Origin of the sequence: Streptomyces sp. NBC_00354, from assembly GCF_036106915.1 — a bacterium.
Lineage (GTDB): Bacteria > Actinomycetota > Actinomycetes > Streptomycetales > Streptomycetaceae > Streptomyces.
This window is the reverse complement of record NZ_CP107983.1, coordinates 5750284-5762197: the sequence shown is the minus strand read 5'-3', so window position 1 is coordinate 5762197 and position 11914 is coordinate 5750284. Positions and strand designations below refer to the sequence as shown.

Annotated in this window: 12 protein-coding genes; 6 read left to right on the top strand and 6 right to left on the bottom strand. The window is 72.0% G+C overall.

Features of this window, described 5'->3' with window-relative positions:
* Positions 1-107: 107 nt before the first annotated feature.
* On the bottom strand, positions 108-566 hold the full coding sequence (locus OHT74_RS26395; protein WP_266633570.1) for a peroxiredoxin: 459 nt from the start codon (positions 564-566) through the stop codon (positions 108-110).
* A 150-nt stretch (positions 567-716) separates the two neighbouring features.
* On the bottom strand, positions 717-1142 hold the full coding sequence (locus tag OHT74_RS26390; RefSeq protein ID WP_266667355.1) for a DUF3052 domain-containing protein: 426 nt from the start codon (positions 1140-1142) through the stop codon (positions 717-719).
* 446 nt (positions 1143-1588) lie between these two features.
* Between OHT74_RS26390 and aceE the strand changes: the two genes are divergently transcribed.
* Together aceE and OHT74_RS26380 are read left to right on the top strand one after the other, a co-directional pair.
* On the top strand, positions 1589-4321 hold the full coding sequence (gene aceE, locus OHT74_RS26385; protein ID WP_266667353.1) for a pyruvate dehydrogenase (acetyl-transferring), homodimeric type: 2733 nt from the start codon (positions 1589-1591) through the stop codon (positions 4319-4321).
* Between the two features lie 82 nt (positions 4322-4403).
* Positions 4404-5195, top strand: a complete 792-nt coding sequence (locus OHT74_RS26380; RefSeq protein ID WP_266667351.1) for a potassium channel family protein — start codon at positions 4404-4406, stop codon at positions 5193-5195.
* Here OHT74_RS26380 and OHT74_RS26375 read toward each other — a convergent pair.
* Positions 5192-5593 carry a peptidase inhibitor family I36 protein gene (locus OHT74_RS26375; RefSeq protein WP_328621584.1) on the bottom strand — a complete coding sequence of 134 codons (402 nt, stop codon included), beginning with the start codon at positions 5591-5593 and terminating at the stop codon, positions 5192-5194. The two genes, OHT74_RS26380 and OHT74_RS26375, sit on opposite strands and share 4 nt — an antisense overlap.
* Before the next feature lie 380 nt (positions 5594-5973).
* Here OHT74_RS26375 and OHT74_RS26370 point away from each other — a divergent pair, with 380 nt between their 5' ends.
* The 3 genes from OHT74_RS26370 to OHT74_RS26360 all read left to right on the top strand — a co-directional run bounded on the left by OHT74_RS26370 (position 5974) and on the right by OHT74_RS26360 (position 8865).
* Positions 5974-6618 carry a TetR/AcrR family transcriptional regulator gene (locus OHT74_RS26370; protein ID WP_328621583.1) on the top strand — a complete coding sequence of 215 codons (645 nt, stop codon included), beginning with the start codon at positions 5974-5976 and terminating at the stop codon, positions 6616-6618.
* Positions 6619-6798: 180 nt separating this feature from the next.
* Positions 6799-7938, top strand: a complete 1140-nt coding sequence (locus OHT74_RS26365) for an alpha/beta hydrolase (RefSeq protein ID WP_328623394.1) — start codon at positions 6799-6801, stop codon at positions 7936-7938.
* Positions 7939-8013: 75 nt separating this feature from the next.
* Positions 8014-8865, top strand: a complete 852-nt coding sequence (locus OHT74_RS26360; protein WP_266667346.1) for a DUF4429 domain-containing protein — start codon at positions 8014-8016, stop codon at positions 8863-8865.
* A 61-nt stretch (positions 8866-8926) separates the two neighbouring features.
* Here OHT74_RS26360 and OHT74_RS26355 read toward each other — a convergent pair whose 3' ends face one another.
* Both OHT74_RS26355 and OHT74_RS26350 read right to left on the bottom strand, forming a co-directional pair.
* Complete coding sequence (locus tag OHT74_RS26355) at positions 8927-9943, bottom strand: aldo/keto reductase (protein WP_266667344.1); 1017 nt, start codon at positions 9941-9943, stop codon at positions 8927-8929.
* A complete protein-coding gene (locus tag OHT74_RS26350; protein WP_266667342.1) occupies positions 9940-10335 on the bottom strand; it encodes a MerR family transcriptional regulator in 396 nt (131 codons plus the stop codon). Before OHT74_RS26350 ends, OHT74_RS26355 begins: the two co-directional genes overlap by 4 nt.
* Positions 10336-10405: 70 nt before the next feature.
* On the opposite strand from OHT74_RS26350, the gene OHT74_RS26345 reads away from it, so the two are divergent.
* Complete coding sequence (locus OHT74_RS26345) at positions 10406-11224, top strand: serine hydrolase domain-containing protein (protein WP_266673064.1); 819 nt, start codon at positions 10406-10408, stop codon at positions 11222-11224.
* Between the two features lie 20 nt (positions 11225-11244).
* Here OHT74_RS26345 and OHT74_RS26340 read toward each other — a convergent pair whose 3' ends face one another.
* Positions 11245-11898, bottom strand: coding sequence for a pirin family protein (locus OHT74_RS26340; protein WP_328621582.1), 654 nt, complete (start codon positions 11896-11898; stop codon positions 11245-11247).
* Positions 11899-11914: the final 16 nt, after the last annotated feature.

Genomic DNA, 11914 nt, shown 5'->3' with positions numbered 1-11914 from the left:
GCGTCTTTCCCGGTGAACAGCTGCCGGAACCCGCTGGAAGTGCACCAAGTGCCCGAGGTCCCCGACGGGGCTCGGAGGCCGACTCGGAGCCTGGCCCGGAGGCCGGCTCAGAGGCTGTCGAGGGCCTTGATGTACTCGTTCAGGTCACGCGCGTCGGGCAGGCCGTTGACGACCGTCCAGCGCACGATGCCGTCCTTGTCGATGATGAAGGTGCCGCGCACCGCGCAGCCCTTCTGCTCGTCGAAGACGCCGTACGCGCGGGAGGTCTCGCCGTGCGGCCAGAAGTCCGACAGCAGCGGGTAGTCCAGGTTCTCCTGCTCGCCGAAGACCCGCAGGGTCGGCACGGAGTCGTTGGAGACCGCGAGGAGCTGGACGTCCTCGTTCTGGAACCGCGGCAGCTGGTCGCGCAGCTCGCACAGCTCGCCGGTGCAGACCCCCGTGAAGGCGAACGGGTAGAAGAGCAGCACCACGGCCTTCTCCCCCCGGAAGTCGGAGAGCCGCACGGTCGCGCCGTGGTTGTCCTTGAGCTCGAAGTCCGGGGCCTTGCTGCCGACCTCGATCGCCATCTGTCGCATCCCTTCGTTCCTGCATCCCTGCATTGGGCTGTTCGGGTGGGTCCAGCCTATGGGGATCAGGTGCCCGGAACGCACGCACCCCGCCGACCGGGTTGGAATCCGGCCGACGGGGTGCGTGTCCGCTTGGCTGCGGGGCGCGGCTCAGCGCTTGGACTTGGCGGCCTTCGGCGTCACCAGCTTGGTGGAGGTCCACTCCTTGCCGACGGGCAGACCCTTGGCGAGGGAGAGGCCGGCGGTCTCGGCGGCCTCGCTGATGTCGCTGGCCTCGACGTAGCCGTCACGGCCCGTCTTGGGGGTCAGCAGCAGGATCAGTGCGCCGTCCTCGACCAGCTCGGTCGCATCGACCAGGGCGTCCGTCAGATCGCCGTCCTCGTCGCGGAACCACAGCAACACCGCGTCGGCGACGTCGTCGTAGTCCTCGTCGGCGAGATCGCTCACGAGCTTCTCGACGGTTTCACGGAATTCCTGATCGACGTCCTCGTCGTAGCCGATCTCCTGGACCACCTGTTCGGACTGGAAACCCAGCCGGGCGGCCAGGCTCTCCGCGTGGTCCGCGGTCGCGCTCACGGGGTGCCTCCTGCTCATGTTCGGTGAATGTCTTCGGCGGCGCGCGTACGCGCAGCATTGGGCGTAGTCCACACGGGCGCGGCGGATCGCGCAAGTACCCGGCCGCCGAGACCGTCGAAACGGTGACGATTACGGCCGTCTCGCCGCAACTTTCAGCCTTCCCGCGCGGACGTCTGGTGATTCATCCCACACCATTCCAGCTCATTCGGCATCATCGGCGACGCTAACGGCTTTCCTACCTGTTTGAGGGACGAACGGCCTTACGAACCCTCTGATCATCTTGGGCGTAGGGTTGCGGTTTGGCCGGACCGGCCGCCGACTGCGCCCCGAATCGCCGCGGACTCCGGTGATTACCCAGTGGTACAGGTGACGATTCCGACCGAGAGTAAGACGATGGGAGGCGGCGAAACCCCATGGCACGACTCCCCTGACAGCGAAGGAACAGCGTGGCTTCCGCATCCGATCGCAATCCGATCATCATTGGCGGCCTGCCGAGCCAGGTCCCGGACTTCGATCCGGAGGAGACGCAGGAGTGGCTCGACTCCCTGGACGCCGCCGTCGACGAGCGGGGCCGTGAGCGCGCCCGCTACCTGATGCTGCGGCTGATCGAGCGGGCCCGCGAGAAGCGCGTGGCCGTGCCCGAGATGCGCAGCTCGGACTACGTCAACACGATCGCCACCAAGGACGAGCCGTTCTTCCCCGGCAACGAGGAGATCGAGCGCAAGGTCCTGAACGCCACCCGGTGGAACGCGGCCGTCATGGTCTCGCGCGCCCAGCGTCCCGGGATCGGCGTCGGCGGCCACATCGCCACGTTCGCCTCCTCCGCCTCCCTCTACGACGTGGGCTTCAACCACTTCTTCCGGGGCAAGGACGAGGGCGACGGCGGCGACCAGATCTTCTTCCAGGGCCATGCCTCGCCCGGCATCTACGCGCGCGCCTACCTCCTGGACCGACTCTCCGAGCAGCAGCTCGACGCGTTCCGGCAGGAGAAGTCGAAGGCCCCGTACGGCCTGTCCAGCTACCCGCACCCGCGGCTGATGCCGGACTTCTGGGAGTTCCCGACCGTCTCGATGGGCCTCGGCCCGCTCGGCGCGATCTACCAGGCCCGGATGAACCGGTACATGGAGGCGCGCGGGATCGCCGACACCTCGAAGTCACACGTTTGGGCGTATCTCGGCGACGGCGAGATGGACGAGCCGGAGTCGCTCGGCCAGCTGTCGATCGCGGCGCGCGAGGGCCTGGACAACCTGACCTTCGTCGTGAACTGCAACCTGCAGCGGCTCGACGGCCCGGTGCGCGGCAACGGCAAGATCATCCAGGAGCTGGAGTCGCAGTTCCGCGGCGCCGGCTGGAACGTCATCAAGCTGATCTGGGACCGCTCCTGGGACCCGCTGCTGGCGCAGGACCGCGACGGCATCCTGGTCAACAAGATGAACTCGACGCCGGACGGCCAGTTCCAGACGTACGCCACCGAGACGGGCGCGTACATCCGCGACCACTTCTTCGGCGACGACCAGCGGCTGCGGGCGATGGTCGAGAACATGAGCGACCAGCAGCTGCTGCACCTGGGCCGCGGCGGCCACGACCACAAGAAGATCTACGCGGCGTACGCGGCGGCCAAGGCCCACAAGGGCCAGCCGACGGTGATCCTGGCGCAGACGGTCAAGGGCTGGACGCTCGGCCCGAACTTCGAGGGCCGCAACGCGACGCACCAGATGAAGAAGCTGACGGTCGACGACCTCAAGCGCTTCCGCGACCGCCTGCACATCCCGATCACGGACGCGCAGCTGGAGGACGGCGCCCCGCCGTACTACCACCCGGGCCCGGGTTCGCCGGAGATCCAGTACATGCACGACCGCCGCAGCTCGCTGGGCGGCTACGTGCCGACCCGCGTGGTGCGCGCGAAGCCGCTGCAGCTGCCGGACGACAAGACGTACGCGGCGGCCAAGAAGGGCTCGGGCCAGCAGTCGATCGCCACGACCATGGCGTTCGTGCGCATCCTGAAGGACCTGATGCGGGACAAGGAGATCGGCAGGCGCTTCGTGCTGATCGCCCCGGACGAGTACCGCACGTTCGGCATGGACGCGTTCTTCCCGAGCGCCAAGATCTACAACCCGCTGGGCCAGCAGTACGAGGCGGTCGACCGCGACCTGCTGCTCGCGTACAAGGAGTCGCCGACCGGCCAGATGCTGCACGACGGCATCTCGGAGGCGGGCTGCACGGCCTCGCTGATCGCCGCGGGTTCGGCGTACGCGACGCACGGCGAGCCGCTGATCCCGGTCTACGTCTTCTACTCGATGTTCGGTTTCCAGCGCACGGGTGACCAGTTCTGGCAGATGGCCGATCAGCTGGCGCGCGGTTTCGTGCTGGGTGCGACCGCCGGCCGGACCACCCTGACGGGTGAGGGCCTGCAGCACGCCGACGGTCACTCCCAGCTGCTGGCGTCGACCAACCCGGGCTGTGTGGCGTACGACCCGGCGTACGGGTACGAGATCGCGCACATCGTCCAGGACGGCCTGCGGCGGATGTACGGCCCGGAGTCCGAGGACGTCTTCTACTACCTGACCGTCTACAACGAGCCGATCCAGCACCCGGCCGAGCCGGCCGGTGTCGACGTGGACGGGATCCTCAAGGGCATCCACCGGGTGTCCACGGGCTCGGCGGGCTCCATCGGGGCGCAGATCATGGCCTCGGGCGTGGCGGTGCCGTGGGCGCTGGAGGCCCAGCGGATCCTGGCCGAGGAGTGGAACGTCCGGGCGGACGTCTGGTCGGCGACCTCCTGGAACGAGCTGCGCCGCGAGGCCGTCGAGGTGGAGGAGCACAACCTGCTCCACCCGGAGGAGGAGCAGCGCGTTCCGTACGTGACGCGGAAGCTGTCGGGCGGCGAGGGGCCGTTCGTGGCGGTCTCGGACTGGATGCGGTCCGTCCCGGACCAGATCTCGCGGTGGGTGCCCGGCGCGTACACCTCGCTGGGTGCGGACGGCTTCGGCTTCGCGGACACGCGCGGCGCGGCCCGGCGCTTCTTCCACATCGACGCGCAGTCGGTGGTGCTGGCGGTGCTGACCGAGCTGGCCAAGGAGGGCAAGATCGACCGTTCCGCGCTGAAGCAGGCCGTGGACCGGTACCGCCTGCTGGACGTCTCGGCGGCCGACCCGGGCGCGGCGGGCGGCGACGCGTAGCACGGCGCGGGCAAGCGTCAACGCGGGTCCTCGGCAGTGCCGGGGGCCCGCTTCGCTTTACCTGTTCCTTACGATGTTCCGTATGAAGGAACCCTCCCGCCAGCTGCGGTGGGAGCGGCGGAGCCAGACCCCGCTGCTCGTGCTCGCCGCGGCCTTCACCGTCGCGTACGCCGTACCGATCGTCGCGCCCGACGCGGACGCGGTCGTGCACCGGGCGTGCACGCTCACCGAGTGGGTGGTGTGGGGCGCGTTCGCCGCCGACTACCTGATGCGGCTGGGCCTGTCGACGGCGAAGAAGGCGTTCGTCCGGACCCACTGGCTGGACCTGGGCGCGGTGCTGCTGCCGATGCTCCAGCCGCTGCGGCTGCTGCGGCTGGTGTCCACGCTGCTGCTGGTGGGCCGGCGGGCCCGGATGGCCCCGCAGATCCGGCTGACCACGTACGTGGCCGGGGCGGTGGTCGGGCTGCTGATGTTCGGCTCGCTCGCCGTGCTGAGCGTGGAGCGGGACGCGCCCGACGGCAACATCAAGAACCTGGGCGATGCCGTGTGGTGGAGCTTCACCACGATGACGACCGTGGGGTACGGGGACCACTCCCCCACCACCGGGCTCGGCCGGGTGCTCGCGGTGGGGCTGATGCTGTCGGGGATCGCCCTGCTCGGTGTGGTCACCGCCAACATCGCGGCCTGGTTCATCTCCCGCTTCGAACGCGACGACCGGGTGGAGCGGGCGCAGACCGCCGCGATCGCCGAACTGGCCGCGGAGGTACGGGCGCTGCGCGCCGAGATCGGGCGCCTCGGCGCGGCGGCCGCCCCGGGCGCGGGAGCCGACGTACCGGCCCAGGTGCCCGAAACGGCCCCGGCGGCGGGCGCCTAGCGCTCCCACACCTTGAAGGCCCTGACCAGGTAGAGCGATTGGGGCAGCTGGACCCCGTCGCCCGGGTAGGTCTGGAACTCGCCGGTCTCGGCGCACTCGGCCGACTGGTAGGTGGTCACCGGCCGCCCGGTGCGGTTGACCAGCGACTGGGCGCTGGTCCCGGCGGGCAGTGCCGTACAGCTGTTGACGTCCATGGTGCTCAGCTCGTGGGCGTGGCGGGTGCCCTTGAACTCCGGCTTCGCCCACAGGCACAGCTGCCCGGCGGCGCAGGCGGGTGCCTTGCCCGGCGGCGGGCCGGCGGCGTGTGCGGTGCCTGCCGTGCTCGGGACGAACGCGGCGAGGGCCAGGACGGTCGCGGCGAGGGCGGTGGTGGACCGTGCGGGTGAACTCGTACGCATGACAGGTCAACTCCTTGTGGACCAGGGCTCCCCGGACCGGTTCCGGAGCGCCTCGGACCCCACGCTGACCTGCGAGGACGGCCGGGCGGAAGGGGCCGCGGGCGGGTCCACCCTGATAGGCGACGGCCCCGCCGGAACCGTCCCGCGGGGCTCTCGTACGGAGTCGGTTGACGCCTGTGCGGTGAGCTGTGGTGGCGGGGGCGGCTGCACCGGCTGCCGGCTTGTCCCCGATCGGGTTGCCGGCCGGGGCGGCCGCGGCGGCCGCTGCCCTCACCAACGGCTTAACGGGACGGTGGCTGCCAGGTCCGTCACGGGTAACCTGACCGCTCACTCGGCGTCGGATTCGGCATGCGGAGCATGCGGGAAGGACACCCCCGGTGATGACCGACGAGCGGCCGGTGCCGGCGCCCGGGCTGCGCGAACGCAAGAAGCGGCGCACCCGGGACGCGCTGCTGCGCGCCGCCCTCCTCCTCTTCGTCGCGCAGGGGTACGAACGCACCACCGTCGACGAGATCACCGACGCCGTGGACGTCTCCCAGCGGACCTTCTTCCGGTACTTCGCCAACAAGGAGGAGGCCGCCTTCGCCGTCCAGGACCTGGTCGAGTCGCACTTCGTCGCCGCGCTGCGCTCCCGGCCGCCCGCCGAGGGCCCGCTCGAGGCGCTGCGGGGCGCCGTGCTCGGCGCCTGGGACACCCTCGACGAGGCCCTGTGCGACGTGGTCCCGGTCGACCTCTACATGCGCACGTACCGGCTCATCGAGTCGACCCCGGCGCTGCTCGCCGTCCACCTGCGCCGCTCCACCGGGATGGAGGAGCGGATCGCCCGGCTGATCGCCGAGCGCGAGGGGCTGGACGTGGACACCGACCCGCGGCCGCGGCTGGCGGTCGCCGCGTTCTACGGAGTGATGAGGGTCACCGGGCGCCTGTGGGGGCAGGGAGAGGACGCCAGCGTGGCCTCGATCCGGCGGATGGCCGAGGCCTGCCTTGACCAGATCGGCCCGGCGCTGGCCGCGGACTGGCGCTGAACCTCCGTACGGGGTCCCACGGTCGGCCGTGAACCCGGTCACCCTGGGCGCCGTGCCCGGATCCGGTCTCCTACGCTGGTCCCAGTGAACCTGCCCGGCCTCGCCCACTCCCCCGCCGTCGGCGCCGACCCGCGCCCCGCCGCCCTGCGCACCCTGCTCGCGCTGGCGGTGGTCTTCATCATGCTGGCGACCACCGGCTGGACCGCCGTGCACCGGCCCGACGCCGGGACCTCCCTGCGTGCCGCCGCCCTCGCCTCCTGGTCCACGGCCCGGATCGACGGCCGGCCGGTGCCGCCCGCCGATGCCCCGGTACGGACCGTGGCCCGGTTCTTCGCCGAGCTCGACGGATCCCAGCGGGCCCGGCTCGCCGAGGGGTACCCCCTGGTCGTCGGGAACCTCGACGGGGCGCCGGCCGCACTGCGCTACCGGGCCAACCTGCGGGGCCTGGAGCAGGCCGAGCGCGTGGAGGAGGCCCGCAGCCGGGACGTCAGCCTGACCCCGGCCGACCGCACCACGGCCGGCCGGCGCTCCCACCGCTTCGCATCCCTGGCCCTGCCGGGCCGGCAGATCCTCGCCTTCGACCCCACCGGCGGCGGCCGCGTCGCCGAGGTGTTCGGCGACCTCGACCGGGCCGGCCGGATCTCGGTGGTCGTCCCCGGCGTCGACACCGACGTGCTCACCTTCGAGCGCACGCAGCGCCGCCTCACCGCGCCCGTCGGCATGGCGCAGTCGCTGTACGAGGCCCAGCGCGCGGCGGCTCCCGACAGCCGGACCGCGGTCATCGCCTGGGCCGGCTACACCGCTCCCACCGGGGTCGGCGTGGACGCGGCGACCGGCCGGATGGCGGTGGACGGGGCCGTACGGCTGGAGTCCCTGGCCGCCGCGCTGCCCGGCGACGCGAGCGTGGCGCTGTTCTGCCACAGCTACGGCTCGGTGGTGTGCGGGGTCGCCGCGCACGCGCTGCCGGAGCGGGTGACGGACGTGGTGGTGGCGGGCAGTCCCGGGATGCGCGCCGGCTCGGCGGCCGAGCTGCACACGTCGGCGCGGGTGTGGGCGACGCGGGACGCCGGGGACTGGATCGCCGACGTACCGCACCTGGAGGTCGGCGGGGTCGGCCACGGGGCGGACCCGGTGTCGCCGGACTTCGGGTCGCGGCTGCTGTCCTCGGCCGGGGCGAAGCTCCACACCGGCTATTTCGAGCCAGGTACGGGATCCCTGGACAACTTCGCCAAAATCGGAACCGGTGCGTTCGGTTCCGTCGTGTGCGCGACCGGCGACGATGCGTGCCGCCGTGGAATTTCCGGGACAGACGGGGACTGACACGTGTAGAGCCTCGGAAAACGGGCTCTGCATCGAGGGGGACGCGCAGGGGTACGTCCCCTTACGATGTGCCGCATGGGTGATGTACTGGCCGGAAACCATGCCGTCTGGGAGTTCGACTCGGACTCGGTGCTCATCCGCTTCGCACGGGGGATAAGAACGCCGAGGACTCCGAGACTCCTGCACGCCCTCGGGGCGCGGCGGATCCCCTTCGAGGCGTTGTCGGGGGTGAGCGTGAACGCGACCGGTTCCGGGGGGAAACGGGACGCGGTGGTCCTGCATGCCGTGCCGCGGACGGGCGCGGATCCGCTGATGGAGGCCGCCGCCGGGCAGTTGCGGGCGGCCTGCGATCCGTACCGGCTGGTGCTGCCGGGGGACCGGGCCGCGCAGGCGGCCGAGTTCGCGGACGCCGTACGGGCCCGGCTGGGCCCGGATGCCGCCGATCCGGCGGAACGTTTCCTCGTCGAGGTGCCGCAGCCGCCGCTGCAGCTGAAGGCGTACGACGCGCGGCTGGGTTTCGACGGCTCGGCCGTCACCTTCCACTGGTCGCGTACGGGCGCCACGAGCACCAAGTGGAAGGCGGGCGACCAGCGTTACCCGCTGTCCGCGCTGACGGGCCTCGAGTGGAGCTCGCCGGAGGCACCGGGCGGCCACCTGCGGCTGCTCCCGCGGGACGCCACCGGCGACCCTCGGCCCGACCACGACCTGGCGGCCGCGGTGTTCGGCGTCGGGTACGGGGCGGTGCACGAGTCGCTGCCGTTCGCGGCGGCCGTCCTCGCCGCCCTGCGCAGCCGCACCCCGGTGGCCACGGTCCCGGCGGCCCGCACGGACGAACGCCTGCACCACCTGAGCGAGCTGTACAGCGCGGGCCTGCTGACGGACGCGGAGTACGCCGCCCTGCGCGACCGCTTCGCCGCCGACGCCTGACCTCCGCCGGCCACCGCACCGGCCACCGCACCGGGGGGCACCCCGGCGCGGTGGCTGCGGGCTACTCCTCGCGGGCCGCCGAGGTCGAGCTCATGTCCGGGTAGCGGTCGCCCGCGACCTGGGCGGCGATCGGCTCCAGCAGGGCCAGCTCCGCCTGCGTCAGGGTGATCCGGGTCGCCGCGGTGTTCTCCGCGAGGCGGCTCGGCCTGCGGGTGCCGGGGATCGGGACCACCGTCAGCCCGTGCACCCGCGCCTGCTCGTGCACCCAGGCCAGCGCGATCTGCGCCGGGGTCGCCCCGTGCGCCTGCGCGATCTGCCGCACCGGCTCCAGCAGCGCCGCGTTGGCCTTGGCGTTGTCGCCGGTGAACCGCGGCTGGAAGGCGCGGAAGTCACCCGCCGACAGCTCCGCCGCGTCCGTGAACGCGCCGGTCAGGAAACCGCGCCCGAGCGGGGAGTACGGCACGAAGGCCACGCCCAGCTCCGCCGCCGCGCCCACCGCGCTGCGCTCCACGTCCCGGCTGAACAGCGACCACTCCGACTGGAGCGCCGCGATCGGGTGCACCGCGTACGCCTCGCGCAACTCGGCGCCGGTGACCTCGCTGAGCCCCAGGTGGCGCACCTTCCCCTCCTGCACCAGCTCGGCCATCGCGCCCACCGACTCGGCGAACGGCACGGCCGGGTCGCGCCGGTGCATGTAGTAGAGGTCGATCACCTCGGTCCCCAGCCGGCGCAGGCTGTCCTCCACGGCCCCGCGGATGTACGCGCGGTCGTTGCGGATGCCCCGGTACTGCGGGTCGTCGGTGCGCTCGATGGCGAACTTGGTGGCGAGGGTGATCCCGTCCCGGTGCGCGGCCACGAACGGCGCGAGGAACTCCTCGTTGCGGCCGCGCCCGTAGACGTCCGCGGTGTCGAAGAGGGTGACCCCGGCGGCGAGGGCCGCGTCCAGGGTCTCGCGGGCGGCTGCCTCGTCGGTGTCCCCGTAGAACTCGCTCATGCCCATGCAGCCGAGGCCCTGGACACCGACCCGCGGGCCGCCCTTGCCGAGTTCGGCCTGCTCGATGGTGGTGTTCTTCGTCATTGCTCTTTCGCCTTCCCCGCGGTCGTGACCGTGGCGTACATGCCGATCTTGAAGTCCAGTACGGCGAGCGCGTCGGTCAGCTCCGTGATGCGCGTGCGCACCTCGCGCCGCGTCTGCTCCAGCAGTTCGCGGCGCTGGTCGACGGTGTGCTCGCCCTCGCGCACGAGTTCCGCGTAGCGGACCATGTCGGCCACCGACATCCCGGTGGCGCGCAGCTTGCCCACGAAGGCCAGCCAGTGGAGGTCCTTGTCGGTGAACCGGCGCTGTCCCGAGTGAGAGCGGTCCACGTGCGGCATCAGGCCGATCCGCTCGTACCAGCGCAGGGTGTGCTGGGTCAGACCGGTCCGGGCCTCGACCTCGCTGATCGTGTACCGCGTCTGCGTCAGGCTCATGGCGACCACGCTAAAACCTTGGAGTGCACTCCAAGCAAGTAGGCTCGGCCGCATGGAGAGCGTGGAAACCCTGCAGAGCCTGCGGATCATCGAGAACTGGCCGGTTCCGACCGCCGCGGCGGCCGTCGTACGCGCCGACGGGAGCCTGGCCGGCTCCCACGGGCCCGTCGGCCACCGCTTCGCGCTGGCCTCGGTGACCAAGCCGCTCGCCGCGTACGCCGCACTCGTCGCGTACGAGGAGGGGGCGATCGAGCTGGACGAGCCGGCCGGCCCCGAGGGCTCGACGGTCCGTCACCTGCTCGCCCACACCAGCGGGCTGGCCTTCGACGAGCACCGCGCGATGGCGGCGCCCGGCACGCGCCGGCTGTACTCGAACGCCGGTTTCGAGGTGCTCGGCGACCACATCACCAAGGCCACCGGCATCCCCTTCGCGGAGTACGTGCACCAGGCGGTGTTCGAGCCGCTCGGCATGGCGTCGACGACGCTGGAGGGCTCGCCCGCCAAGGACGGCGTCTCGACCGTCTCCGACCTGGTCCGGTTCGCCGCCGAGCTCCAGGCGCCCCGGCTGCTCGACGTCCGTACGGTCGCGGAGGCCACCTCCGTCGTCCACCCGGGCCTCAAGGGCGTGCTCCCGGGGTACGGGATCCAGTCCCCCAACGACTGGGGGCTCGGCCTGGAGATCCGCGACGGCAAGGCCCCGCACTGGACGGGTGCCTCGTCCTCGCCGCGCACGTTCGGCCACTTCGGGCAGGCCGGCACCTTCCTGTGGGTGGACCCGGACGCGCGCGCCGCGTGTGTGGCACTGGCCGACCGCGCCTTCGGCCCGTGGGCCGTGGAGGCCTGGCCCGCGTTCACCGACGCGGTCCTCGCCGAGCTCGCCGGCCGCTGACCGGCCAGGGCTGCTCACCCTTAGGGCAGCTCCCAGATCAGCAGCTCCCCCGGGGATCCGGCGACGATCTCCAGGCCCGGCTCGCCGGTGATCCGCGCCGCGTCCCCGGGTCCGAGCTCCTCCCCGTCCAGGCGCAGGTCCCCGCGGACCACGTGCAGGTAGACCCGCTCCGCCGCCGGTACGGCGATCCGCTCGCCCGCGCCGGGCCTGCGGACGTGCAGGACGGCGCCGGCCGCGGGGACCTCGTACGGGGTGTCGTCGCAGATCCCGCGGACGAGCGTGTACGAGGGCTCCCCGCCGGAGGCGAGGGGCGCGAGCCACATCTGCACGAAGCGCAGCGGCACCGCGCCGTCGTTGCGCTCGATGTGCCGGGCGCCGGATCCGGCGCCGAGGTGCTGCACGTCGCCGGGCCGGACCACGGTGCTCTCTCCGGTGCTGCCCTTGTGCGTGAGCTCGCCCTGGACGACCCACGTCACGATCTCGGTGTGGCTGTGCGGGTGCTCGTCGAAGCCGGCGCCCGGGGGGAGGGTCTCCTCGTTGCAGGCCAGGACCGGGCCGAAGCGCACGTTGTCCGGGTCGTAGAACCGGCCGAAGGAGAAGGCGTGCAGGGTGGTGATCCCGCTGTCCGGATCCCCGCCCCCGTACCGGTCGGCCCCGCGGCGTACGTCAATCATGGGGGTCACCGTAGCC

Excerpts from the sequence above, each read along its gene's own strand:
- OHT74_RS26355 (WP_266667344.1), bottom strand. The coding sequence starts at position 9,943 with ATGACGAAGAACACCACCATCGAGCAGGCCGAACTCGGCAAGGGCGGC.
- OHT74_RS26360 (WP_266667346.1), top strand. The coding sequence starts at position 8,014 with ATGGGTGATGTACTGGCCGGAAACCATGCCGTCTGGGAGTTCGACTCG.
- OHT74_RS26380 (WP_266667351.1), top strand. The coding sequence starts at position 4,404 with ATGAAGGAACCCTCCCGCCAGCTGCGGTGGGAGCGGCGGAGCCAGACC.
- OHT74_RS26340 (WP_328621582.1), bottom strand. The coding sequence starts at position 11,898 with ATGATTGACGTACGCCGCGGGGCCGACCGGTACGGGGGCGGGGATCCG.
- OHT74_RS26350 (WP_266667342.1), bottom strand. The coding sequence starts at position 10,335 with ATGAGCCTGACGCAGACGCGGTACACGATCAGCGAGGTCGAGGCCCGG.
- OHT74_RS26365 (WP_328623394.1), top strand. The coding sequence starts at position 6,799 with ATGCTGGCGACCACCGGCTGGACCGCCGTGCACCGGCCCGACGCCGGG.
- OHT74_RS26370 (WP_328621583.1), top strand. The coding sequence starts at position 5,974 with ATGACCGACGAGCGGCCGGTGCCGGCGCCCGGGCTGCGCGAACGCAAG.
- OHT74_RS26375 (WP_328621584.1), bottom strand. The coding sequence starts at position 5,593 with ATGCGTACGAGTTCACCCGCACGGTCCACCACCGCCCTCGCCGCGACC.
- OHT74_RS26395 (WP_266633570.1), bottom strand. The coding sequence starts at position 566 with ATGGCGATCGAGGTCGGCAGCAAGGCCCCGGACTTCGAGCTCAAGGAC.